Genomic DNA, 24,729 nt, shown 5'->3' on the forward strand with positions numbered 1-24,729 from the left:
ATCGTGTCCTCGTCGCAGCAGCGGCCTGATGCCACCGAGACCCTGACCGCGATCCTCGGGCAGCGCATCATGATCCTCGACGGTGCCATGGGGACGGCCATCCAGCGCGACCGTCCCGACGAGGCGGGCTACCGCGGCGAGCGCTTCGCCGACTGGCCGAGCGACGTGCAGGGCAACAACGACCTCCTGACGCTGACGGCCCCCGAGATCATCGCCGGCATCCACCGCGAGTACCTCGAAGCCGGCGCCGACATCATCGAGACCAACACGTTCAACGCCAACGCCATCTCCCTGTCCGACTACGGCATGGAGGAGCTCGCCTACGAGCTCAACTTCGAGGCGGCGGCGCTGGCCCGCCGCGAGGCCGACGCCATGGCCGAGCGCACCCCCGACCAGCCGCGGTTCGTCGCGGGTGCGCTCGGGCCCACCACGCGTACGGCCTCGATCTCGCCCGACGTCAACGACCCCGGCGCGCGCAACGTCTCCTACGACCAGCTCGTCGCGGCGTACCTCGAGGCCGCCCGTGGTCTCGTCGACGGCGGCAGCGACCTCATCTTCATCGAGACGATCTTCGACACCCTCAACGCCAAAGCGGCGATCTTCGCCGTCGAGACCCTCTTCGAGGAGCAGGGCCGGCGCTGGCCCGTCGTCGTCTCCGGCACCATCACCGACGCCTCCGGACGCACGCTCTCGGGGCAGGTGACCGAGGCGTTCTGGGACTCCATCCGGCACGTGTCCCCGCTCGCGGTCGGGCTCAACTGTGCCCTCGGCGCGAAGGAGATGCGGCCCTACATCGCCGAGATGGCCCGCATCGCCGACTCGTTCGTGTCCTGCTACCCCAACGCCGGCCTGCCCAACGCGTTCGGCGAGTACGACGAGGCGCCCGAGGAGACGGCGGCGATCGTCGGCGAGTTCGCCGAGGCGGGGCTCGTCAACCTCGTCGGCGGCTGCTGCGGCACGACGCCGGAGCACATCGCAGCGATCGCCAAGGCCGTCGACGGCAAGGCGGCGCGCGAGTTCGGCGCCATCGAGCCGGCGCTGCGGCTCTCGGGCCTCGAGCCCTTCACCATCACCGAGGCCAGCCTCTTCGTCAACGTCGGCGAGCGCACCAACATCACCGGCTCGGCACGGTTCCGCACGCTCATCAAGGACGGCGACTACGACACCGCGCTGTCCGTCGCGGCCCAGCAGGTCGAGAGCGGTGCCCAGGTCATCGACGTCAACATGGACGAGGGCATGATCGACGGGGTCGCGGCCATGGACCGCTTCCTCAAGCTCGTCGCGAGCGAGCCCGACATCAGCCGCGTGCCGGTCATGGTCGACTCCTCCAAGTGGGAGGTCATCGAGGCCGGGCTCAAGTGCGTGCAGGGCAAGGCGATCGTCAACTCGATCTCGCTCAAGGAGGGTGAAGATGCCTTCCTCGAGCACGCCCGCCTCGTGCGCAAGTACGGCGCCGCCGCGGTCGTCATGGCCTTCGACGAGGACGGCCAGGCCGACTCGCTCGAGCGTCGCAAGCAGATCTGCTCCCGTGCGTACCGGCTGCTGACCGAGCAGGTCGGCTTCCCGGCCGAGGACATCATCTTCGACCCGAACGTGTTCGCCGTCGCGACGGGCATCGAGGAGCACGCCTCCTACGGTCTCGACTTCATCGAGGCCACCCGGTGGATCAAGCAGAACCTCCCGGGCGCCAAGGTGTCGGGCGGCATCTCGAACGTCTCGTTCAGCTTCCGCGGCAACAACCCGGTGCGCGAGGCGATCCACGCGGTCTTCCTGTACCACGCGATCGCCGCGGGCCTCGACATGGGAATCGTCAACGCCGGCGCCCTCGCCGTCTACGACGAGGTCGATCCCGAGCTGCGCGAGCGCATCGAGGACGTCGTGCTCAACCGACGGCCCGATGCCGCCGAGCGCCTTCTCGAGATCGCGGAGGAGTACAACAAGGCGGGCGTTGCGGCCGAGGTGAGCGAGGAGGAGTGGCGCGCCCTGCCGCTGGGCGAGCGCATCACGCACTCGCTCGTGAAGGGCGTCGACGCGCACATCGAGGCCGACACCGAGCTGTTGCGCGCCGAGATCGCCGCGCGCGGCGGACGCCCCATCGAGGTCATCGAGGGCCCGCTCATGGACGGCATGAACGTCGTCGGCGACCTCTTCGGCTCCGGCAAGATGTTCCTCCCGCAGGTGGTCAAGAGCGCCCGCGTCATGAAGAAGGCCGTCGCCTACCTCATCCCGTTCATCGAGGAGGAGAAGGCCAAGGACCCCGAGCTCGCGAAGCAGAAGGACACCAACGGCACGATCGTCATGGCGACGGTCAAGGGCGACGTCCACGACATCGGCAAGAACATCGTCGGGGTCGTGCTGCAGTGCAACAACTACGAGGTCATCGACCTGGGCGTCATGGTGCCCGCGCAGAAGATCCTCGACGCGGCCAGGGAGCACGACGCCGACATCATCGGCCTGTCGGGTCTCATCACTCCGTCGCTCGACGAGATGGTCGCCTTCGCGGCCGAGATGCAGCGCCAGGGCCTCACGATCCCGCTGCTCATCGGTGGGGCGACCACCTCGCGTGCGCACACGGCCGTCAAGGTCGACCAGCGCTACGACGGTCCCGTCGTCTGGGTCAAGGACGCCTCGCGCTCGGTCCCGACCGCGGCAGCGCTGCTCAGCGACGAGCTGCGACCGAAGCTCATGGCCAAGGTCAAGGACGACTACGACGCCCTCCGGGCCCGGCACGCGACCAAGCACGACCGGCCGCTCGTGACGCTCGAGGAGGCTCGCGAGCGGCGCAGCGAGATCGACTGGTCCGGCTACCGACCGCCGCACCCGCACCTGCTGCTCCAGCAGGACCACGACGTCTCGTCGGTCACCCGCTCGCACCGGGCGTCGCAGCACGTCAAGGTGTTCCACGACTACCCGCTCGGAGAGCTGCGTCGCTACATCGACTGGCAGCCGTTCTTCAACGCCTGGGAGCTCAAGGGCAGCTTCCCCGACATCCTCAACAACCCGGCGAGCGGGCAGGCGGCGCGCAAGCTCTACGACGACGCGCAGGCGATGCTCGACCGCGTCGTCGACGAACGCTGGCTGCGCGCCAACGGCGTCATCGGGTTCTGGCCCGCGAACTCGACCGGCGACGACGTCGAGGTCTACCTCGACGACGACCGCACCGAGCCGGCGGCCGTGCTGCACCACCTGCGCCAGCAGGGCGACCACCGTGCCGGCGTGCCCAACCGGTCACTGGCCGACTACGTGGCCCCCAAGGGCATGCGCGACTGGATCGGCGGCTTCGCCGTCACAGCAGGTCTGGGCAGCCAGGAGCGCGTCGCCGAGTTCAGGGCCGCCCTCGACGACTACAACGCGATCCTGCTCGAGTCCCTCGCCGACCGGCTCGCCGAGGCCTTCGCCGAGCGCATGCACGAGCGGGTGCGCAAAGAGTTCTGGGGCTACGCCCCCGACGAGCACCTCGACAACGTCGCGCTCATCAAGGAGCAGTACGCCGGCATCCGGCCGGCTCCCGGCTACCCGGCCTGCCCCGAGCACACCGAGAAGGAGACCCTCTGGCGCCTGCTCGACGTCGAGGCCAACACGGGCATGGTCCTCACCGAGAGCATGGCCATGTCGCCGGGCGCATCGGTGTCGGGCTGGTACTTCTCGCACCCGCAGTCCCAGTACTTCGTCGTCGGCAGGCTCGGCCGCGACCAGGTTCAGGACTACGCCGACCGCAAGGGCTGGACGCTGACCCAGGCCGAGCGCTGGCTCTCCGCCAACCTCGCCTACGACCCGGAGGACTGACCCGGTGACCCTCCCGCAGGCGGCGCCCGCCGACAGCGCGGCGCCCACCTATCCCGCCGCGGTCCTCTGGGACATGGACGGCACGCTCGTCGACACCGAGCCGTACTGGATCCAGGCCGAGCACGAGCTCGTCGCCGAGCACGGTGGGGTGTGGAACGACGAGTTCGCGCACAAGCTCGTGGGCAACGCGCTGGAGGTCTCGGCGCAGCTGATCCTCGACCAGTCGGGCATCGCGCTCACGGTGCCCGAGGTCATCGACGCGCTGCTCGTCCGTGTCATCGCCCAGGTCCGGGCGCGTGTGCCGTGGCGACCCGGTGCACGAGAGCTGCTGCTGGAGCTCGGCGAGCTGGGCGTGCCCAACCTGCTGGTCACGATGTCGTGGCGCTCGCTCGCCGACATGGTCGTGGCCCGGCTGCCCGAGGGAGCGTTCCAGGCCCTGGTGACCGGTGACGAGGTGAGCCACGGCAAGCCGCACCCCGAGCCGTACCTCGCCGCCGCCCGTCTCGTCGGCGCCCACCCGGCCGACTGCGTCGCGCTCGAGGACTCGCCTGCCGGCGTGCGCTCGGCGACGGCGGCCGGCGTGCCGACGATCGCGATCCCGCACGTCGTCCCGGTCCCCGACGTCGAGGGCGCGGTGCACATCGACACGCTGGCCGGTGTCTCGGCCGCCGACCTCACCCGCATCGTGGCAGGGGTCCGGTCAGGGCGCTGACGCCCCCTCGCCCCGGACCTGCGTCACCGGCCGCCCTTGCGCCGTCCGCGGGTTCCCGCCGCGCCGCCGCGCCCGCGGTGGCCGGCGTTGCCGGCGCCCGACGAGCCCTTGGCGCTGCCCGGCTTCTGACGCGTACGCGCCTGTCGGGGCCCTTCCTTGGCGCTGCCCTTCCGCGACGGCTCGGAACGCGAGCGCTTGCCGCCTGCGCCACCCGGCGGGTCAGCCGGTGCGCCCACCACTGAGCCTGCCCCGCCGCGTGTGCTGCGCTCGGTGCGGCCGCGAACGATGCCGATGAACTCCTCGAGGCGCGGGTCCTCGTCGTCGACCCGCCAGGCGAGCCCCACCCCTGACGGGGCCACCCCCCTGACCGGCCGGTGCACGACGTCCTTGCGGTGGTGCAGGCGGGCGACCGACATCGGGACGATGACGATGCCGGAACCGCTCGCCACCACCGAGATCGACTGCTTGGCCGACATGGGGGGCATCGCGGCCGACCGCTCCCGGACCTCGGGGTCTGCCACTTCGGCCCACTCGGGCACCAGGTCCGGCTCCTGCATCAACACCTCGGTGGCGAGGTCGGCGACGTCCACCTCGTCGAACGCGGCGACGACGTGGTCCTTCGCCACCACGACGACGGGCACCTCCTCGTACAGGGGGATGACGTGCAGACCGTCCCTGTCGACCGGAAGGCGGAGGAGCGCCATCGACGACGTGCCGTCGTGCAGGTGCGCCACGGCGTGCTCGTCGTCGACCGGCTCGGCCTCGATGGGGGAGTCGGGCAGGCGACGCGCCCAGACGCGCAGCCACTTGTCGGGCGTGACACCGGGGACGAACTCGACGCGGAACGGCGACCCGTCGGCCGGCGGGGTGACGCCTTCGGCTCCTTCTGACACGTCTCGAGCGTAAAGGACCCACCACGTGGGGAGCGGGCGGCGTCACGGCGCCCATCGCGTACGCCCTAGGCTTGGTCCATGCCCTCGCCGAAGTCGCAGACCATGAAGCCTCAGACGGCCGCGAAGAAGCTCGGCGTGCTGCTCTCCGCGACCCCGGCGGAGTTCCGCGACGGCGTGGTCAGCCGTGACGAGCTCAACGCCCTGCAGGCCGAGCCCCCGGAGTGGCTGGCGAGCCTGCGGCGCAACGGACCCCACACCCGCCAGGAGTCGGCCCGGCGGCTCGGGATCTCCGGCAGCGGGCTCGTGCGCGCCGGCGTCGGCGAGCACCTGACGACCGACGAGATCAAAGCGCTGCTCGACGAGATGCCGCCGTGGCTGGTCGCCGAGCGCGACATCCTCACGCAGGTGCGAGCGGAGGACGCCCGCGCCAAGGCCCGCGACGCCGAACGCGGCTGAGGCACAACAGGATCCGCGTTCTTCAGCGGTGCTGGGCGGTCCACGCCCCGGCCGCTGCCGCTTCGGCGACGAGGTCGGCCACCTCGAGGTGGTCCTGTCGCACGAGTCCCGTGGTGATCCGGACGTGGCCGGCGGGACCCGTGATGGGCTCCACCGAGAAGGGTGACCCCGGCGTCACGGCGATGCCGTGACTGGCCAGACGCAGCACCGCCGCTGCCTCGTCGCGCACCGGCACCCAGATGTTGAGCCCGTCGGAGCCGGGGACCGTGATGCCGTGCTCGGCGAGCCGGGTGACGACGAGCTCGCGGCGGCGCGCGTACTCCGCTCTGGCGGAAGCGATCTGACGTGCACACGTCTCGTCCCTCAGTAGCCCGGCGAGCACTCGTTGGAGCAACCGGCTCGTCCACCCCTGGCCGAGGGCGCGCGAGTGGCGCACGGGTGCGAGCAGGCCGGCCGGGCCGCTCAGTGCCGCGATGCGCAGGTCGGGGCCGTGGGACTTGCTGAAGCTGCGGATGTGCAGCACCTGGTCGGGGATCCAGGCCCCCAGGCTGATCGGTGACGACGTCGAGATCGGCCCGCTGGAGTCGTCCTCGATGACGATGCAGTCGTGGCCCCTCAGCAGCGTGCCGAGACGGCGGGCCCGGGTCGGGGACATCGAGACACCGGTCGGGTTCTGACCGCGCGGCTGGATCACCATGGCGACCGGACGGCGGGGGAGCAGCGCCTCGACCCGGTCGAGGTCGACCCCGGTCTCGTCGAGCGGCACACCCACCACGTCGACGCCGCGGTCCTCCAGCAGGTCGAGCAGCGGCGGGAACCCGGGGTTCTCGACCAGCACCAGGTCGCCCGGCCGGAGCAGGGCGCGTGTCACGAGGTCGAGGGCGTCCATGGCGCCGTCGACGACGAGGAGCTCCTCTGCGGCGTACGGCCAGTCGCGCACCAGCTCGGCGCGCAGCTCGTCGAGCAGGGGGTCGTCCAGGTAGCTGCTCGGGGTGGCGGGGTCGTCGAGGCCGGCGAGCACCGTGTGCAGCGGCGGCAGCAGCAGTCCGTCGGGGATACCGGTCGAGAGGTCGAGGCTCACGGGGGAGTCGTGCCGCAGGGCCCTGCTGTAGCGCTCCCCGCCGCGCGTCGTGGGGGCGACCGTCGTGCCCCGCCGTCCGTCGGAGCGGATCGTGCCCGAGCGGGCGAGCAGCTGCCAGGCCGCGCTGACGGTGGTCGGCGACATCATCAGCTCCTCCGCGACCCGACGGATCGGCGGCAGCTGGTCGCCGGGCAGGAGCGTGGCATCGCGGATGGCTCGCGACACCGCCTGCGCCAGTCCTTTCGCCGTCGGCGCGTCGAGGCGCTCCTCGATGGCGGAGATCATGGCTCGCATGTTCGTAACATAGCAATCAGCACTTTGTACGGGCTAATGCTGGAACGTAATGTTGCCCGCATGACGAGCCCCACCGTGACGACCATCGACCACTGGATCCAGGGCGCGCGGGTGCCCGGCACCTCCGGCCGCACCGCTCCCGTCCACGACCCCGCGACGGGCCGGCAGACCGGCGAGGTCGCGCTCGCCTCGGCTGCAGAGGTCGATGCCGTGGTCAAGACGGCCGCCGCCGCGAGCCGTGACTGGCGCACGAGCTCGCTCTCGAAGCGAGCCGCGGTGCTCTTCGCCTTCCGCGAGCTGCTCCACGCGCACACCGACGAGCTGGCCGCGGTCGTGACCGCCGAGCACGGCAAGGTGCTCTCCGACGCCGTCGGTGAGATCGCACGCGGCCTTGAGAACGTCGAGTTCGCCACCGGGGTGCCCCAGCTGCTCAAGGGAGGCTTCTCCGAGCAGGCCGCCACCGGCGTCGACGTCTACAGCATCCGCCAGCCGCTCGGTGTCGTCGCCGGCATCACGCCGTTCAACTTCCCGGTCATGGTGCCGCTGTGGATGTGCGCCAACGCCATCGCGTGCGGCAACGCCTTCGTGCTCAAGCCGAGCGAGAAGGACCCGTCGGCCTCGCTGTTCCTCGCCGAGCTGTGGAAGCGGGCGGGCCTGCCCGACGGCGTCTTCACCGTCGTCCACGGCGACAAGGAGGCCGTCGACGCGCTGCTCGACCACGACGACGTCGCGGCTGTCAGCTTCGTCGGGTCGACCCCGATCGCGAAGTACATCTACGAGCGCGGCACCGCCAACGGCAAGCGCGTCCAGGCCCTCGGCGGCGCGAAGAACCACGCCCTCGTGCTGCCCGACGCCGACATCGACATGGCGGCCGACGCGATCGTCTCGGCGGCCTACGGAGCGGCGGGCGAGCGGTGCATGGCCCTGTCCGTCGCCGTCGCGGTGGGTGGCGTCGGTGACGAGCTCGTGCGCGCCGTTTCCGACCGCCTGCCCGGGCTCACCGTCGGGCCCGGCGCCGTGGAGGGCACCGACATGGGCCCGCTCATCACCGCGGAGCACCGGGACAAGGTCGCCGGCTACGTCGCCGCGGGCGCTGCAGCCGGCGCCACGGTGGTCGTCGACGGTCGCGACCAGGACGTGCCGGCCGACGGCTTCTTCCTCGGCATGACGCTGCTCGACGACGTGACGCCCGACATGACCGTCTACCGCGACGAGATCTTCGGCCCGGTGCTGTCCGTCGTCAGGGTCGACACCTACGAGGAGGGCTTGGCCCTCATCAACCGCAACCAGTACGCCAACGGCACCGCGATCTTCACGCGCGACGGTGGGGCGGCCCGCCGCTTCCAGAACGAGGTCGAGGTCGGCATGGTCGGCATCAACGTCCCGATCCCGGTGCCGGTCGCGTACTACTCGTTCGGCGGCTGGAAGGACTCCCTGTTCGGCGACACCCACATGTACGGCCCGGAGGGGATCAGCTTCTACACGCGCGGCAAGGTCGTCACGCAGCGCTGGCCCGACCCGGCGACCTCGACGGTCGACCTCGGTTTCCCCCGCACCCGCTGACAGACAGGAGCAGCCCCACCATGACCGACCTGGACCGCCGCACCGTCGTCAAGGACCTTCTCGACCAGATGGGCGAGGACGAGGTGCGTGCCCTCGACCGCGCCCACGTCTTCCATTCGTGGTCGGCGCAGGGCCTCATCGACCCCCTGCCGATCGCCCGCGCCGAGGGCTCGTACTTCTGGGACTACGCGGGCAAGCGTTACCTCGACTTCAGCAGCCAGCTCGTCAACGTCAACATCGGCTACAACCACCCCAAGGTCGTGGCCGCGATCCAGGAGCAGGCCGGCCGGCTCGCGACGATCCAGCCGTCGTTCGCCAACGACGCCCGCAGCGAGGCCGCCCGCCTCATCACCGAGGTCGCGCCCGACGGCCTGTCGGCGGTGTTCTTCACCAACGGCGGCGCCGAGGCCAACGAGAACGCCCTGCGGATGGCGCGACTGCACACCGGTCGCCACAAGGTGCTCGCGACCTACCGGAGCTACCACGGCGCGACGGCCGGCTCGATCACCATGACCGGTGACCCGCGCCGCTGGCCCTCCGAGCCCGGCTACCCCGGGGTGGTGCACTTCTGGGGCCCGTACACCTACCGCTCCGCGTTCCACGCCGAGAGCGACGAGCAGGAGCGTGACCGCGCGCTCCAGCACCTCCGAGACACGGTCATGGTCGAGGGCGCGCACACCATCGCGGCGATCATCCTCGAGACCGTGGTCGGCACGAACGGCATCCTCGTGCCGCCCGACGGCTACCTCCAGGGCGTTCGCGACCTGTGCGACGAGCACGGCATCATCCTCATCGCGGACGAGGTCATGGCCGGCTTCGGCCGCTGCGGCGAGTGGTTCGCCGTCGACCACTGGGGCGTGCGCCCCGACCTCATCACGTTCGCCAAGGGGGTCAACTCCGGTTACGTGCCGCTCGGCGGCGTGGTCATCTCCGACGAGATCCGTGCCACCTTCGACCAGCGGGCCTTTCCCGGGGGCCTCACCTACTCGGGGCACCCGCTGGCGTGCGCGTCGGCCGTCGCCTCGATCAACGCCTTCCGCGAGGAGGGCATCATCGAGAACGCCCGCAGGCTCGGCACCGACGTCATCGGCCCGCGACTGCGCGAGATCGCCGCGAAGCACCCCAGCGTGGGCGACGTGCGCGGTCTCGGCGTCTTCTGGGCCCTCGAGCTCGTCCGCGACCGCGAGACCCGCGAGCCGTTGGTGCCCTACAACGCCGGCGGCGAGGCGGCCGCACCGATGGCGGCCTTCGCGGCCGCCTGCAAGCAGCGAGGGCTGTGGCCGTTCACGCACTTCAACCGCACGCATGTCGTGCCGCCGTGCACAACCACCCCCGCCGAGGCCGAGGAGGGGCTCGCCGTGCTCGATGAGGCGCTCTCGGTCGCCGACGAGTTCACGGTCTGACTCCCGGGGGGAGGCGTCTGCCGGCCGACGCGACCCGCGGGTGCGCGCCGGCCGGCAGACGCCAGCAGCCGCGCCGGGGGCGCCGGGAGGTCAGGCGTCGATGTCGACCAGGCCCGTCACGGCGGGGTCGACGGCGCGCTCGGCGGCGTCGACCGGGAGGGGCGGCGGGGTGCCACCCCAGGCCGGGCAGAGCGAACGGTGCTCGCACCAGTCGCACAGGCGGCTCGGGCTCGGGCGCCAGTCACCGGTGGTGGCTGCTCGCTCGATCGCGGTCCAGAGCGCCTTGACCTTGCGCTCGGTGCCGAGGAGGTCCTGCTCGTCGGGCTCGTAGGCGACGATCTCGCTGTTGCCGAGGTAGACGAGCTGCAGCCGCTTCGGGATGATGCCGCGCTGGCGCCAGAGGACGAGGGCGTAGAACTTCATCTGGAAGAGGGCCTTGGCCTCGAAGTGCTCCGACGGCGAGCGGCCCGTCTTGTAGTCGACGACGCGCATCGCGCCGCCGGGAGCCACGTCGAGTCGGTCGACGTAGCCACGCAGCACCAGACCGTCGATCTCGGTCTCGACGTAGAGCTCGCGCTCGGCGGGCTCGAGACGGGTGGGGTCCTCGAGGCCGAACCACGTCTGGAGCAGCGCCGTTGCGCCGGCGAACCACTCGTCGGTGCGACCCTGCTGCTCGGCCAGCAGCTCGAGCATCGCCGGCTCCTCCTCGGCGAGCCGCTGCCACTCCTGGGGCACCAGCTCGACGGCGGCGTCGATCGTGCGCTCGGCCGCCGGGAGGTCGAAGAGACGCTCGAGGACGGCATGGACGAGCGTGCCCCGGGCGGTCGCCTGGGTGGGCGGCGAGGGGAGCTTGTCGATGACCCGGAAGCGGTAGAGCATCGGGCACGACATGAAGTCGGAGGCCCGACTCGGGGACAGCGCTGAGACCATGGCCCGACTGTATGCCGCAGGGGCGACAGGGCCGGGGCGCCACCCACAGGTGGGGCACCGGACCGGCACAGGGCGCGGCGGCGTACAGGCCATAGGGTTGGCCCATGAGCACACCCGCCCCACGGAGCCCCTCCCACGGGTGGCGGATCGGCAGCCTGGCCGGGACCCCGGTCTACCTCGGCCGCTCCTGGCCGCTGATCGCGGTGCTCGTCGTCGTGGTGTTCGGTCCCAACCTGGCCGGGGCAGACCGCGGTCCGACCTACGGCTACCTGCTCGCCGGCGGCTACGCCGTGCTGCTGCTCGTCTCCGTGCTCGTGCACGAGGCGGCCCACGCACTCGCAGCGCAGTGGCGCGGCCACCCGGTGAGCCGTATCGTCGCCGACGTCTGGGGCGGCCACACCGTCTACGACGCGACCCGCAGCTCGCCGGGCACGACCGCACTCGTGGCCGTCGTCGGACCGCTGTCGAACCTGCTCCTCGCCGCGCTCGTCTGGGGCGTCCGCGCCCTCACGACCAACGAGACGGCCCTCACGCTCCTGGGCATCGTGGCCTTCGCGAACCTGCTCGTCGGCCTGTTCAACCTGCTGCCCGGGCTGCCGCTCGACGGGGGCCAGATCGTCAGCGCCCTCGTGTGGCGGGCGACCGGCAGCCGTGGCCGCGGTCTGGTGGCCGCCGGCTGGCTCGGCCGGGTCGTCGCGCTGCTCACCGTGGGCTGGTTCGCCGTGCGGCCCCTGCTCGAGGGGCGCGCTCCCGAGATCTTCGACATCGTCTGGCCGGTGGCCATCGCGTTCTTCCTGTGGCAAGGCGCCACAGCGGCCGTCCGGGCCGGTCACATCCACGAGGTGACCTCGGGGCTCGCGACGGAGGTGCTCGAGCCGGTCGTGCTCGTCGCGGGCAGCACCAGCGTCTCCGACGTGGAGGGGGCCGTCTCGCAGGGCGTTCACGTGGCTGCGGCCGATTCCGCGGGGTGGCCGCTGGGGCTCGTGGACGCCGAGTCCGCGGTGCGTGTGCCCGCAGAGGCCCGGGGCCGCACCGCCGTCGCATCGGTCACGATCGCCCAGCCCGCTGCCTGGGTCATCGCCCTCGCCGGTGACGCCGCCCTGACCGACCTGATCCGCGTGATGAGCGAGCGTGACCTCTCGCAGGCCGTCGTCATCGACGAGGCCACGCGTGACGTGCGAGGGCTGGCGACGGCCGAGCGCATCAACGCGGTCGTGGGCGCCGAGCTCGGTCGCCGCGGCCGCCGCTGACCGGCTCCGTCCACACCCCCTTCGTCCGAGGGCCCATGGTCCACAGAGCGGAGCAGCGCGGTGGGCTGCGGCACCCCCGTCGGCGAGCGTGCTGCCATGGCCCGACGGTCGGGCCGGAGGGAGTGACCATGCGCACGAGCAGGACGCCGACCGACACCGCCGGCAGGACCGCCGCCGAGACGCCGACCGACCCGCCGCCGGGCCGCAACGAGGTCGTCCTCGGCGGCAGGGTCGCCGCCCGCGCCGAGGAGCGTGAGCTGCCCAGCGGCGACCGCATCGTCACCCTGCGGGTGGTGGTGCCGCGCTCCGACCCGCCGCGCCGGCGAAAGGACACCGGCGAGACCCCGCGCCGGGCCACCGTCGACACCATCGACGTCGTGTGCTGGTCGGCCGCCACGCGTCGCACCGCCATGCGGCTCCGGGAGGGTGACCTCGCCGAGGTGGAGGGCTCCCTGCGTCGTCGGTTCTTCGGTGGCGTCGGGGGTCGGCAGAGCCGCTACGAGGTGGAGGCCAGCCTGCTCCGTCGCGTGTCCGGGGGGCGCTCCACGGGCACCTAGACTGTGCTCCCATGACCGACGCCGCGCAGTCCCTCGTCACCGGTGCAGCCCACAACCGCCGCGGCGTCTTCGAGGTGGGCGAGCGGGTGCAGCTGACCGACCCCAAGGGCCGTCTGCACACGATCACCCTCGAGCCCGGGCGCGAGTTCCACACGCACCGCGGCTTCCTGCGGCACGACGACCTCATCGGCTCGCCCGACGGCTCCGTCGTGACCAACACGGCAGGTGTCGAGTACCTCGCGCTCCGGCCGCTCCTCAGCGACTACGTCATGTCGATGCCGCGGGGCGCCGCGGTCGTCTACCCCAAGGACTCGGGGCAGATCGTCCAGATGGCCGACATCTTCCCCGGCGCGACGGTCGTCGAGGCCGGAGTCGGCAGCGGGGCGTTGTCCATGTCGCTGCTGCGGGCCATCGGCGAGAACGGTCGGCTGCTCTCGTTCGAGCGTCGAGAGGACTTCGCCGAGATCGCCCGGGGCAACGGCCGCGCCTTCTTCGGTGGGGACCACCCGGCGTGGACGGTGACGGTCGGCGATCTCGTCGAGTCGCTCCCCTCCGTGACCGAGGCCGGCACGGTCGACCGCGTCGTGCTCGACATGCTCGCGCCGTGGGAGTGCCTCGACGCCGTGTCGGAGGCGTTGATCCCCGGCGGCGTGCTCATCTGCTACGTGGCGACCACCACCCAGCTGAGCCGGGTCGCCGAGGGCATCCGGGCCCACGGCGGCTACACCGAGCCCTCCGCCTGGGAGTCGCTCGTACGGGGCTGGCACCTCGAGGGCCTCGCCGTGCGTCCCCAGCACCGCATGCACGGCCACACCGGCTTCCTCATCACCACCCGTCGTCTCGCGCCGGGGGTCGACGCGCCCGAGCGCAAGCGGCGCCCGGCCAAGGGCGCCTACGGCGACAACGGAACCGGGAACGACGCCACCGCTGCTGCGGCCGCCGGCGGGTCCGAACCGATCGCCGGCTCCACGGCCGCCACCGACGTCCCGGCCGACGCCTGGACCCCTGAGGCGCTCGGCGAACGGGTGAAGAGCGACAAGACGATCCGACGCCTCCGACGATCAGTGGCTGAAACGTCCGACGACTTGGGCTGACACGGGGTTAGGGTCGAATGGTCACTATGTGCGAGTGACGGATGAGGAGGCCGAGATGTCTGATGACGTCCGCAACCCAGACCCCGAGGGTGCCGCCGGCGCCGGAGTCCCCGATGTGGGAGACCGCGAGCTCGCAGCCCTGCGAGCCGAGGTCGAGTCCCTGCGTGAGGTCGCTCGGCACTCGCCGCAGCGCACCCGCGAGCTCGAGGCCCGCCTGGCCCACGTGCAGACCAGCCTGTCGACGCTCTCGTCGCAGAACGAGCGGCTCGTGCGCACCCTCAAGGACGCCCGTGAGCAGATCGTCACCCTCAAGAAGGAGGTCGACCGTCTCGCGCAGCCGCCCAGTACCTACGGCCTCGTGGTGGACGCGCCCGACGACGGCGCGATCGACATCCTCACGGGCGGTCGCAAGATGCGGGTCGCCATCAGCCCGTCGGTCGACCAGAAGGAGCTCGGCCTCGGCCGCGAGGTGATGCTGAACGAGGCGCTCAACGTCGTCTCGGTCCACGGTTACGAACGGGTCGGCGAGGTCGTCACGGTCAAGGAGCGCATCGAGTCGGACCGTGTCGTCGTCGTGACGCACGGTGACGAGGAGCGCGTGTGCCGCATCGCCACGCCGCTGCTCGACGAGCGCATCCGGGTCGGTGACTCGCTGACCCTCGACCCCCGGTCCAACTTCGTCCACGAGCTCATCCCGAAGCTCGAGGTCGAGGAGCTCGTGCTCGAGGAGGTGCCCGACGTCGACTACGCCGACATCGGTGGTCTCGCCGGTCAGATCGAGCAGATCCGTGACGCCGTCGAGCTTCCGTTCCTGCACCCCGAGCTCTACAAGGAGCACGCGCTCAAGCCGCCCAAGGGGGTCCTGCTCTACGGCCCTCCCGGCTGCGGCAAGACGCTCATCGCGAAGGCGGTCGCGGCCTCGCTCGCACGCCAGGTGGCGGCGCGCACCGGCAAGCAGACGGAGAAGAGCTACTTCCTCAACATCAAGGGGCCCGAGCTGCTCAACAAGTACGTCGGTGAGACCGAGCGGCACATCCGCCTGATCTTCCAGCGCGCGCGCGAAAAGGCTTCTGACGGAACGCCCGTCGTCGTCTTCTTCGACGAGATGGACTCCCTCTTCCGCACTCGCGGGTCGGGCGTCAGCAGCGACGTCGAGACCACGATCGTCCCGCAGCTGCTCGCCGAGATCGACGGCGTCGAGCGGCTCGACAACGTCATCGTCATCGGCGCCTCCAACCGTGAGGACATGATCGACCCCGCGATCCTGCGACCCGGCCGTCTCGACGCCAAGATCAAGATCGAGCGGCCTGACGCCGAGAGCGCCCGCGACATCTTCAGCAAGTACCTCACCGACACGCTGCCGCTCCACGAGCACGACCTCGCTGTCAACGGCGGCAGCCGCGACGCCACGGTCGAGGCGATGATCACGGCGGCCGTCGAGCGGATGTACTCCGAGATGGAGGAGAACCGGTTCCTCGAGGTCACCTACCAGGGCGGCGACAAGGAGATCCTCTACTTCAAGGACTTCAACTCGGGCGCGATGATCCAGAACATCGTCGACCGGGCCAAGAAGCTCGCGATCAAGGACTTCCTCACCACGGGACAGAAGGGCATCCGCGTCGAGCACCTGCTGGCCAGCTGTGTCGACGAGTTCAAGGAGAACGAGGACCTGCCCAACACGACCAACCCCGACGACTGGGCGCGCATCAGCGGCAAGAAGGGCGAGCGCATCGTCTACATCCGCACGCTCATCAAGGGCAAGGACGGCACCGAGCCGGGCCGTTCCATCGCCACGGCGAACACCGGCCAGTACCTCTGAGCTGCTGACACCCCGCGTATGCCGTGTGGCCCGCACCGGGTCACACGGCATGCGCGCGTCCCGGCGCTCGCCAAAGGGCCCCGAGTGGCCTCTCGACGGGTGTGGGGGAGGGCGCGACGTCAGAGGTGGCTGGACGCCCGGGCGCCGCGGGCGGCATACGCGCCCAGGGCCCGCCAGCCGAGCAGGAACGCCGCGAGCACGACCGAGGCCACCACGACGAAGCTGGCCGCGGTGCCCGAGCCGACGGCGCGGCGCAGCAGCATCCCCACGAGGACGGTCGCGAACCACACCGTCACGCCGGGAGCGACGTCGACCGGCCAGGCACGCCGCGTGCCCCGCACGACGAGCCAGCCCACGGCCGTGCCGACGAGGAAGGGCCAGGCCGTGCCGAGGACGCCCACGACGGCATTGTCCTCGTCGTGGCTGGCCCGGCCGAGGGCAGCGAAGACGACGACGAGCAGCGCGTCGAGGATGAGCGCTGCCGCGGGTCGGCGCCACCCGGGGGCACGCCTCATGCGTGCGTCTCGAACGGCAGCTTCGCCTGCGGCGGCGCGTGGGTCGGGTCGACGCCCTCGAACAACGAGCTGACGGAACGCCCGTGGTGGATGCGGCTGATCGCCTCGGCGAAGAGCGCCGACACCGACCGCACCTTGAGCTCTGGCCAGCCGTCGGGCGCGGGCACCGTGTCGGTGGTCACGACCTCGGTGACGAAGGGATGGTCGCGCAGGCGCTCGACGGCCTTGCCGGCGAAGAGGCCGTGGGTGCAGACGATGGCGGCTTCGGTGGCCCCGGCGTCCTTGAGGCGGTCCATCAGCTCGAGCATCGAGCCGCCCGTCGCGATCTCGTCGTCGAGGATGATCGCCCGGCGCCCCGAGACGTCACCGACGATCGAGTCGATGACGACGCGGTCGTCGGCGACCCGCTGCTTCGACCCGGCGGCGACGGGGAGGCCGAGCAGCCGGGCGAACTGGGTGGCAACCTTCGCGTTGCCGAGATCGGGGCTCACGACGATCGCGTTGTCGAGGTCGGCGTCGCGGAAGTGGTCGGCCAGCACGCCGATGGCAGTGAGGTGGTCGACCGGGGTCGAGAAGAAGCCGTGCACCTGTGGTGCGTGCAGCGCCATGGTCAGCACGCGGTGGGCGCCGGCGGTCGAGATCATGTCGGCCACGAGGCGGCCACCGAGCGAGATGCGCGACGCGTCCTTCTTGTCGGACCTCGCGTACGCGTAGTGCGGCATGACGGCGGTGATCTGCGCCGCCGAGGCGCCGCGCGCCGCGTCGATCATGAGCAGCAGCTCCATGAGGTGCTCCTGCGTGGGGGGCACGAGCGGCTGCAGGATGTAGACGTCGCGCTGGCGGCAGTTGGCCAGCAGCTGCGCCTGGAGGCAGTCGTTGCTGAACCGCTTGATGTCGACGGGGGAGCGCGTGACCCCGAGGTGCGAGCAGATGCGGTCGGCCAGCGCCGGGTGCGCCGAGCCGCTGAAGACGACGACATCGTTCACTTCGAGACCATCCCTCACGAGACCCGGGTGCCCTTGGCACACTATCCGACGCTCCCGCGGTGTGCGTGGCCTGAGACCCAGTCCGCCAGCTCGGCGCGGGCGGCGCCGCCGGCCCGGGTGGCGCCCGGGAAGCTCATGAAGCCGTGCGGCACGCGCGGGTAGTTCGTGTGGCGCACCATCGCCCGCCTCGCGCAGCGCCGCGGCGTAGCGTGCGCCCTCGTCGCGCAGCGGGTCGAGGTCGGCCGTCTGCACGAGCGTGGCCGGGAGGCGCTCGTGGTCGGGCGCGTGCAGCGGGGAGACGAGGGGGTCACGGCGGTCGAGGGCGTCCTCGCCGTCTCCGAGGTAGTGCGCGAGGAACGCGTCCATGTCGAGCCGCGTGAGGATCGGCGCCTGCGCGTGCTGCGCGACGGACGGGCTGCTCATCGTCGCGTCGACCGCGGGGTAGAGCAGGGCCTGGTAGGTGACGTCGACCGTCTCGTCGCGCAGCACGTGCGCGGCCACCGCAGCGAGGTTGCCGCCCGCGGAGTCGCCCGCGAGGCCGATCCCCGTGGGGCGTATGCCGTCCGCCGGGCCCGCCGATGCCACCCACCGGGCCGCGTCGACGCAGTCGTGCGCGGCCTGCGGGGCCCGGTGCTCGGGAGCCAGCCGGTAGTCGACGTTGAGCACGGCGACCCCGCAGCGGTCGGCGAGCCAGGCGCAGATCGGGTCGTAGCCGCGGGTGTTGCCCAGAACCCACCCGCCGCCGTGGAACCACAGCAGGGCCGGCAGCGTGTCGCCGCGGAAGTCCCGACGACGGTAGGTGCGGACCGCGATCGTGGCGCCGTCGCGTGCGGTGAACGACGCGGCGCCGACGAGCACCGACGCCGGCACCGGACCGGTCACCCAGGTGTAGGGCGGCCGCGGCGGAGTGAACAGCGCTCTGCTACGGGCGATTCCGTCGGGAGTGAGGGTGGCGATCCCGCCCCGCCATCGCTGCAGGGCGCGGGCGAGCAGCCTGGTTCGCAGGGGCATGTCCCAGGAGCCGGTGGCCGTCACGGGCGCCAGTCTGGCACCTCGACCTGCGAGGCACATCCGGCCGTGATCTTCCTGCACGTCGCAGGTGCGGCCAATCAGCCCGCGGCTCAGGCAGGATTGACCCCATGCCCGACGACAGCGAACACGCGCGACCCCTCGGTCACGGCGTCGACGTGGGTCGTCCGGCGCAGGCAGACGACAGCACGGGGGAGCACATGAGGCCGACCGCGGAGCAGGAGGCGGTGGACGAGACGGAGCCGGAGACGGAGGAAGCCTCGTCGGTTCCTGCGGGACGAGCAGAGACGATCGACCCGGAGGCACCGACGCCGGTGCCTCCCGCGGACGTCGACGTCGTCGAGCCGACCATCCCCGAACGCGTGCGCCGCCCCGCGGACGTCGCTCGCCTCGTCGTCGCCCTGCTGCTGCTCGTGCTCGGCCTGCTCGTGGCGGACCTCGCCTCGGGCACCCGGGGCGCGGTCGAGCAGGACCTCACCGACGTCACCAGCGGTCTGCCCAGGGTGCTGCTGACCCTGCTCTCGCTGGTGAGCGGCATCGGCGTCCTGCTCGTGCCGATCGGCGTCGGCATCGACCTCGTCGTGCGCCGACGCGGCCTGCAGCTCATCCAGGCCCTCGGTGCGGCCGTCGTCGCCGGTGTCATCGTCATCGTCCTCGCGGTGCTGGTCCAGTCGGGCAACGGCGGCTTCCTCACCGACGTCCTCACCCGACCCACGCCGACCGGCCACACCGGCCCCCTCGACATCGTCATCGTCTCGACCGTCTCGCTCCTCACGGTCGCCGACATCTCGGGCCGCAAGTGGATCTGGCCGATCGCCGTCACCGTCGTGGTGGCGACCCTGGTCACGACGCTCCTCTCGGGCGCGATGACGCTCGCCGCCCTCGCGGCGTCGCTGCTGCTCGGCTGGCTCGTCGGCATCGCCGTCCGGCTCGTCTTCGGCGTCACCTCGACCCGAGCCCCGGGCCGCGACGTCGCCGACGTGCTCGTCGCCACCGGCGTGCCCCTGCGACGGCTCGAGCTGATCGACGCCAACGACGCCGGCGACCGCCGCTACCTCGGCACGACCGAGATCTCGGACGGTGCGCGCACGGTCGACGTGCACGTCATCGACCGCGACACCTTCGGCCTCGCGTCGGGACGCCGCTTCCTGCGCGTGCTCCGGCTGCGGAGCGGGTTCACCCGGCCGCCGGCCCTGACGCTGCGTTCGGAGATCGAGCACCGCGCCCTCATGGGCCTCGTCCTCGAGGACCTCGGCATCCCGGCCCCGCGGCCGGTGTCCATCGCGGAGGTGGGGCCGTTCTCGGCCGTCATCGCCTACCTCGAACCGAAGGGGCGCCCCCTGGCCGAGGTCGGACCCGACCTGACCGATGCCCAGCTCGCAGCCGTGTTCCGGCTCTCGGAGACCCTGCACCGGCGACGGGTGGCCCATCGCGCGCTGAGCCCGCAGCACGTCCTCGTCGACGGCGATACGGTCGCGCTCGCGAGCCTCGGCAGTGGCGACGTCGCCGCCGACGACATCAGCCTGCGCATCGACCTGGCCCAGCTGCTGACCACGGTCGCCCTCGCGGTCGGGCCCGAGCGCACCGTGCGGGCCGCCACCGAGACGCTGGGCGAGGAGGCGGTGCTGCGCGCCGTGCCGCTGCTGCAGTCGGTCGCCCTGACGCCCGAGACCCGCGAGGCGCTGCGCGAGCGTCGAGGCGTGCTCAAGGAGCTGCGCAGCCGCCTCGTGGGACTGCGCCCGTCGATCGAGCACGTCGAGCCGGTGCAGCTGCGCCGGGTGTCGGCGCGCGCCGTGGTCACCGTCATCGGTGCGGCCGTCGCCGCGTACTTCATCCTGACCCAGCTCACCCAGTTCGACCTCGCCACCGTCTTCCGCGAGGCCGACTGGCGGTGGATCGCCGGGCTGGTGCTCTTCGCCGCCTCGACCTTCGCAGGGGCCTCCCTCGCCCTCGCCGGGGCCTCGCCGATCCACCTGCGGTTCATCCGGACCTACATGACCCAGCTCGCCGTCGCGTTCAGCGGCCTGGTGGCGCCGGCGGCGGTCGGCAACATCGCCCTCAACACCCGCTACCTGCAGACCTCCGGCCTGCAGCCGACCCTCGCGGGCGCCAGCGTCGGAGTCGCCCAGGTGGCGCAGTTCTGCTCGTACTTCGTGCTGCTCGTCATCTCCGGGGTGCTCGCCGGCACCGGGCCGTCCGTGTCGTTCAGCCCCTCACCGGTGCTCGTCGCGGCGATCCTGGCCGTCGTCATCGCCGCGCTCGGGCTGCTCGCCGTGCCGAAGATCCGCGCCCTGCTCACCGAGCGGGTCATGCCTCAGGTGCGCTCCGCCCTCCCGCAGGTGCTCGAGACCTTCCAGCACCCGCAGCGGCTCGCCCAGTTGCTCGGGGGTGCGCTCCTGCTCGACGTGTCGTTCGTCGCGGCTCTCGTGTGCGCCACGCGGGCGTTCGGCGCGGAGCCGTCGTTGGCGTCGGTGGCTGTCGTCTACTTCGCCGGCGCGATCGTCGGCTCGGCCGTGCCCACGCCGGGTGGTCTCGGCGGCATCGAGGCGGCGATGTCGTTCGGCCTCGTGCAGATCGGCGTCGACAGCGCGGTGGCGGTGCCCGCGGTGATCCTCTACCGGCTCGCGACCTACTGGCTGCCGATCCCGTTCGGCTGGTTCTCGCTCAACCGCCTCCAGAAGGTCGGGGCGCTCTGACCGGGCCGCACGCGTACGCAGGTCGAACCGTCGCGAGCGCCACCCCCGGCTGCGGTTAGGGTCGGGCCATGACGGTGCGGCGGATCATGGGGCTCGAGACCGAGTACGGCATCTCCGTGCCGGGCGACCCGATGGCCAACCCGATGTTCCTCTCCGGTCAGGTGGTGAGCGTCTACGCCGCAGCGCAGGGCATCCGGTCGAACCAGTCGAGCTGGGACTATGCGTTCGAGGACCCGCTGCGCGACGCCCGCGGGTGGCAGCTCGACCGCCAGACCGCCGACCCGAGCCAGCTGACCGACGTCGAGGACCCCACCCTCGCCAACGTCGTGCTGACGAACGGCGCGCGCTACTACGTCGACCACGCACACCCCGAGTACAGCTCTCCCGAGGTGACGCTCCCGCGCGATGCGGTCGCCTGGGACCGTGCGGGCGACGCCATCGCACTCGAGTCGGTGCGCCTGCTCGCCGCGCGCCCCGGCCAGCCGCCCGTCAACCTGTACAAGAACAACACCGACGGCAAGGGCCAGTCCTACGGCACGCACGAGAACTACCTCATGCCACGGCGCACGGCCTTTCCCGACATCGTGCGTCACCTCATCCCGTTCTTCGTCACCCGCCAGGTCGTCTGCGGGGCAGGGCGGGTCGGCCTGGGCGTCGACAGCCGGGGCGCCGGCTACCAGATCTCCCAGCGCGCCGACTTCTTCGAGACCGAGGTCGGCCTCGAGACCACCCTCAAGCGGCCGATCATCAACACCCGCGACGAGCCGCACGCGGTCGCCGACCGCTACCGCCGGCTGCACGTCATCATCGGCGACGCCAACCAGCTCGACGTGGCCACGCTGCTCAAGACCGGCACCACGTCGCTCGTGCTGGGCATGATCGAGGACGGGCACCTCACCGAGGACTGGTCCATCCGGCGGCCCGTCGCCGCCCTGCAGGCCGTCTCGCACGACCCGACGCTCCGGGCGACGGTCGAGCTCGTCGACGGGCGCACCGTCACCGCGCTCGACATCCAGTGGATGTACCTCGAGGCGGCCCGCGCCTGGCTCGGGCGCCGCGGCGACGACCCCGAGCCCGAGGCCACCGCAGAGGTGCTGGCGCTGTGGGAGGAGGTCCTGGCCGGTCTCGGCCGCGACGTCATGTCGTGCTCGCCGCTGCTCGACTGGGTGGCCAAGCTCAAGCTGCTCGAGGGCTACCGGGCACGCGACGGACTCGCGTGGGACGACCACCGCCTGGCCGCGATCGACATCCAGTGGGCCGACGTGCGCCCCGAGAAGGGGCTCGTGCTCCGGCTGCGCGACCGGGGGATGCTGCGCGACCTCGTGACACCGGAGGCGGTCAAGGACGCCCAGACCACACCGCCCGAGGACACCCGGGCGTGGTTCCGTGGTGAGTGCGTGCGCCGTTTCACCGGGCAGGTGTTCTCGGCGAGCTGGGACTCCGTCGTCTTCGACGTGCCCGGCCGGGCCAGCCTGCAGCGCGTGCCGATCCTCGAGCCCGAACGCGGCACCAGGGCGCAGGTCGGTGCGCTGCTGGAGAGCAGCGCCGACGTCGGCGAGCTGCTCCGCGGGCTCGCCACTCCCGAGTGAGGGCCCATCTCCCAGCTGCGTGACCGTCCGCCTGGGGTCCGTATGCCGTCCGCCGCCGAGGCGGTGCTCGGAACCCGCGGTCGCACGGGTTAGGGTCGGGTCAACGAGGTCTTTCACTCTGGGAGGTAGCCATGCCGGGTCAGGAGCACGCCAAGCCGCAGCGTCGTGACGAGGAGCCGCCCGAGGCGCCCGAGGCACCGCCTGCCGCGCCCGCCGGTGCGGCCGTCAAGGAGGGCCTCTCCGACGACATCGACAGCGTCCTCGACGAGATCGACGGGGTGCTCGAGTCCAATGCCGAGGAGTTCGTGCGGGGCTTCGTGCAGAAGGGCGGCCAGTGACCGACTCGTTCCCGGGGCGGTCCCGTCGGCTCGATGACGCCTTCCTGACGGCGGGCTCGTCGTCCTTCACCGAGTTCGTCTCCGCCTACCGCCCCGAGCTGCTGCCCACGGGCCGGCGCCTGCCCTCGGGCACCAGCATCGAGGCACCGCACGGCACGACGATCGTCAGCCTGCTCTACGACGGGGGCGCCCTCATGGCCGGCGACCGCCGCGCCACGATGGGCAACGTCATCGCCAACCGCGACATGGAGAAGGTCTTCGCCGCCGACGAGTACAGCGTCGTGGGCATCGCCGGAACGGCGGGCATCGCCATCGAGCTGGTCCGGCTCTACCAGGTCGAGCTCGAGCACTACGAGAAGATCGAGGGCGCGATCATGTCGCTCGAGGGCAAGGCCAACCGCCTCGCCTCGATGATCCGTGGCAACCTGGCCCTCGCGATGCAGGGCCTGACGGTGGTGCCGACGTATGCCGGCTTCGACCTCGAGTCGGCGACGGGCCGGATCTACTCCTACGACGTCACCGGCGGCTGCTACGTCGAGGGCGGACACCACTCGACCGGCTCCGGTTCGGTCTTCGCGCGCGGCGCGCTGAAGAAGCTCTGGAGGCCGGGCCTCGAGGAGCAGCAGGCCGTGTCGGTCGCCATCGAGGCGCTCTACGACGCCGCCGACGACGACTCGGCCACTGGCGGCCCCGACCTCGGCCGGCAGATCTGGCCGACCGTCGCGCTCGTCGACCACGCCGGTGCCCGGTTCGTGGCCCAGGACGTCCTCGAGGGGCACGTCGAGCGGGTCGTCGCCGCGCGTCGTGACAACCCGGGAGGCGCCCGATGAGCATGCCGTTCTACGTCCCGCCCGAGCAGGTCATGAAGGACCGGGCCGACTTCGCGCGCAAGGGAATCGCCCGCGGACGGTCGGTCGTGGTCGTCGGCTACGACCGGGGTGTCGCATTCGTCGCCGAGAACCCGTCCCGGGCGCTGCACAAGGTGTCCGAGATCTACGACCGCATCGCCTTCGCGGCCGTCGGCCGCTACAACGAGTTCGAGAGCCTGCGCGTCGCCGGCATCCGCTACGCCGACCTGCGCGGCTACTCCTACGACCGCACCGACGTCACGGCCCGGGCGCTGGCCAACACCTACGCGCAGACGCTGGGCGCGGTCTTCACGCAGGAGTCCAAGCCGTTCGAGATCGAGATCGTGGTGGCGGAGGTGGGCGCCGACAGCGACGCCGACCAGATCTTCCGGCTCACCTACGACGGCTCCGTCGCCGATGAACGAGCCTTCGTGGTGATGGGCGGTGCCAGCGACGCGGCCGAGGAGCGGCTGGGCACCTCCTGGCGTCCCGGCATGACCCTGGGCGAGGTCCTGCGTCTCGCCGTCGACGTGCTCGGCGCCGGCGACAACGGCGAGCGCCGCGCGCTCGACGCCGGGCAGCTCGAGGTGGCGGTCCTCGACCGCGACCGTCCGCGCCGGTCGTTCCGCCGCATCGTCGGCCCGCTGCTCGCGAGGCTGATCGAGCCGCGCGAGACGAGCGACGCCCCCGCGGAGTCGCTCGGTGGCCCCACCGGTCCGACCTCGGAGGCCTCGCCCGACGGAGCCGACGCAGCCACCGCCGCCGACGCGCCGCCTGCGGGCGACGAGCCCGACCGCCCGTCCGATCCCTAGGTGTGATGCCCAGTCACGTTGGTCGAGTCAGTGTGACGACACGATCTGACCTTCATGGCAGATGAAGACCTCCCGGTG

19 protein-coding genes and 1 pseudogene are annotated in these 24,729 nt (G+C 71.6%); 14 read left to right on the forward strand and 6 right to left on the reverse strand.

The genetic code is table 11. The features are described 5' to 3' along the window. The first annotated feature begins 3 nt into the window (after positions 1–3). Together metH and ACFQ2V_RS11710 are read left to right on the forward strand one after the other, a co-directional pair. Positions 4–3,786 carry a methionine synthase gene (gene metH / locus ACFQ2V_RS11705; protein ID WP_449343045.1) on the forward strand — a complete coding sequence of 1,261 codons (3,783 nt, stop codon included), beginning with the start codon at positions 4–6 and terminating at the stop codon, positions 3,784–3,786. Positions 3,787–3,790: 4 nt separating this feature from the next. After that, positions 3,791–4,498 (forward strand): HAD family hydrolase, encoded by a 708-nt coding sequence (locus tag ACFQ2V_RS11710; protein ID WP_386052867.1) that lies wholly within the window; start codon positions 3,791–3,793, stop codon positions 4,496–4,498. A gap of 23 nt (positions 4,499–4,521) precedes the next feature. Here the strand turns inward: ACFQ2V_RS11710 and ACFQ2V_RS11715 are convergent, their stop codons facing one another. Beyond that, entirely contained in the window at positions 4,522–5,391 is an 870-nt protein-coding gene (locus ACFQ2V_RS11715) for a LysR substrate-binding domain-containing protein (RefSeq protein WP_386052868.1), read from the reverse strand. Between the two features lie 78 nt (positions 5,392–5,469). Here ACFQ2V_RS11715 and ACFQ2V_RS11720 point away from each other — a divergent pair, with 78 nt between their 5' ends. Beyond that, entirely contained in the window at positions 5,470–5,847 is a 378-nt protein-coding gene (locus ACFQ2V_RS11720) for a DUF5997 family protein (protein WP_386052869.1), read from the forward strand. Between the two features lie 22 nt (positions 5,848–5,869). Here ACFQ2V_RS11720 and ACFQ2V_RS11725 read toward each other — a convergent pair whose 3' ends face one another. Next, on the reverse strand, positions 5,870–7,222 hold the full coding sequence (locus ACFQ2V_RS11725) for an aminotransferase-like domain-containing protein (protein WP_386052870.1): 1,353 nt from the start codon (positions 7,220–7,222) through the stop codon (positions 5,870–5,872). Positions 7,223–7,282: 60 nt separating this feature from the next. On the opposite strand from ACFQ2V_RS11725, the gene ACFQ2V_RS11730 reads away from it, so the two are divergent. Together ACFQ2V_RS11730 and ACFQ2V_RS11735 are read left to right on the forward strand one after the other, a co-directional pair. Continuing rightward, positions 7,283–8,785 (forward strand): CoA-acylating methylmalonate-semialdehyde dehydrogenase, encoded by a 1,503-nt coding sequence (locus ACFQ2V_RS11730; protein WP_386052871.1) that lies wholly within the window; start codon positions 7,283–7,285, stop codon positions 8,783–8,785. A gap of 20 nt (positions 8,786–8,805) precedes the next feature. Further along, on the forward strand, positions 8,806–10,188 hold the full coding sequence (locus tag ACFQ2V_RS11735; protein ID WP_386052872.1) for an aspartate aminotransferase family protein: 1,383 nt from the start codon (positions 8,806–8,808) through the stop codon (positions 10,186–10,188). 90 nt (positions 10,189–10,278) lie between these two features. Here ACFQ2V_RS11735 and ACFQ2V_RS11740 read toward each other — a convergent pair whose 3' ends face one another. Then, positions 10,279–11,118, reverse strand: coding sequence for a RecB family exonuclease (locus ACFQ2V_RS11740; RefSeq protein ID WP_386052873.1), 840 nt, complete (start codon positions 11,116–11,118; stop codon positions 10,279–10,281). Between the two features lie 104 nt (positions 11,119–11,222). On the opposite strand from ACFQ2V_RS11740, the gene ACFQ2V_RS11745 reads away from it, so the two are divergent. The 4 genes from ACFQ2V_RS11745 (at position 11,223) to arc (ending at position 15,838) form a co-directional block, all read left to right on the forward strand. Continuing rightward, positions 11,223–12,368: a site-2 protease family protein gene (locus tag ACFQ2V_RS11745; protein WP_386052874.1), complete on the forward strand. Its 1,146-nt coding sequence runs from the start codon at positions 11,223–11,225 to the stop codon at positions 12,366–12,368. Positions 12,369–12,496: 128 nt separating this feature from the next. After that, positions 12,497–12,925: a single-stranded DNA-binding protein gene (locus tag ACFQ2V_RS11750; protein WP_386052875.1), complete on the forward strand. Its 429-nt coding sequence runs from the start codon at positions 12,497–12,499 to the stop codon at positions 12,923–12,925. 11 nt (positions 12,926–12,936) lie between these two features. Next, complete coding sequence (locus ACFQ2V_RS11755; RefSeq protein WP_386052876.1) at positions 12,937–14,019, forward strand: tRNA (adenine-N1)-methyltransferase; 1,083 nt, start codon at positions 12,937–12,939, stop codon at positions 14,017–14,019. A 55-nt stretch (positions 14,020–14,074) separates the two neighbouring features. Further along, complete coding sequence (arc, locus tag ACFQ2V_RS11760; protein ID WP_386052877.1) at positions 14,075–15,838, forward strand: proteasome ATPase; 1,764 nt, start codon at positions 14,075–14,077, stop codon at positions 15,836–15,838. Positions 15,839–15,957: 119 nt separating this feature from the next. Here arc and ACFQ2V_RS11765 read toward each other — a convergent pair whose 3' ends face one another. The 3 genes and pseudogenes from ACFQ2V_RS11765 to ACFQ2V_RS11775 all read right to left on the reverse strand — a co-directional run. Further along, the gene (locus tag ACFQ2V_RS11765) at positions 15,958–16,353 is read right to left on the reverse strand and encodes a DUF3054 domain-containing protein (protein WP_386052878.1); all 396 of its coding nucleotides are present in this window, start codon (positions 16,351–16,353) and stop codon (positions 15,958–15,960) included. Further along, the gene (locus tag ACFQ2V_RS11770; RefSeq protein ID WP_386052892.1) at positions 16,350–17,339 is read right to left on the reverse strand and encodes a ribose-phosphate diphosphokinase; all 990 of its coding nucleotides are present in this window, start codon (positions 17,337–17,339) and stop codon (positions 16,350–16,352) included. The genes ACFQ2V_RS11765 and ACFQ2V_RS11770 overlap by 4 nt, the downstream gene beginning before the upstream one ends. A 189-nt stretch (positions 17,340–17,528) precedes the next feature. Continuing rightward, a pseudogene (locus tag ACFQ2V_RS11775) lies at positions 17,529–18,410 on the reverse strand (alpha/beta hydrolase); the annotation flags it as partial. Positions 18,411–18,478: 68 nt separating this feature from the next. Between ACFQ2V_RS11775 and ACFQ2V_RS11780 the strand changes: the two are divergent. The 5 genes from ACFQ2V_RS11780 to prcA all read left to right on the forward strand — a co-directional run bounded on the left by ACFQ2V_RS11780 (position 18,479) and on the right by prcA (position 24,651). Then, a complete protein-coding gene (locus tag ACFQ2V_RS11780; protein WP_386052879.1) occupies positions 18,479–21,064 on the forward strand; it encodes a lysylphosphatidylglycerol synthase domain-containing protein in 2,586 nt (861 codons plus the stop codon). A 68-nt stretch (positions 21,065–21,132) separates the two neighbouring features. Further along, positions 21,133–22,653: a depupylase/deamidase Dop gene (dop, locus tag ACFQ2V_RS11785; RefSeq protein ID WP_386052880.1), complete on the forward strand. Its 1,521-nt coding sequence runs from the start codon at positions 21,133–21,135 to the stop codon at positions 22,651–22,653. A 131-nt stretch (positions 22,654–22,784) separates the two neighbouring features. After that, positions 22,785–22,991: a ubiquitin-like protein Pup gene (locus tag ACFQ2V_RS11790; protein WP_386052881.1), complete on the forward strand. Its 207-nt coding sequence runs from the start codon at positions 22,785–22,787 to the stop codon at positions 22,989–22,991. Then, the gene (prcB, locus tag ACFQ2V_RS11795; RefSeq protein ID WP_386052882.1) at positions 22,988–23,821 is read left to right on the forward strand and encodes a proteasome subunit beta; all 834 of its coding nucleotides are present in this window, start codon (positions 22,988–22,990) and stop codon (positions 23,819–23,821) included. The genes ACFQ2V_RS11790 and prcB overlap by 4 nt, the downstream gene beginning before the upstream one ends. After that, positions 23,818–24,651, forward strand: a complete 834-nt coding sequence (prcA, locus tag ACFQ2V_RS11800) for a proteasome subunit alpha (RefSeq protein WP_386052883.1) — start codon at positions 23,818–23,820, stop codon at positions 24,649–24,651. Before prcB ends, prcA begins: the two co-directional genes overlap by 4 nt. Positions 24,652–24,729: the final 78 nt, after the last annotated feature.

Origin of the sequence: Terrabacter terrigena, assembly GCF_042676085.1 — a bacterium.
In the GTDB taxonomy this organism is placed as follows: Bacteria; Actinomycetota; Actinomycetes; order Actinomycetales; family Dermatophilaceae; genus Terrabacter; species Terrabacter terrigena.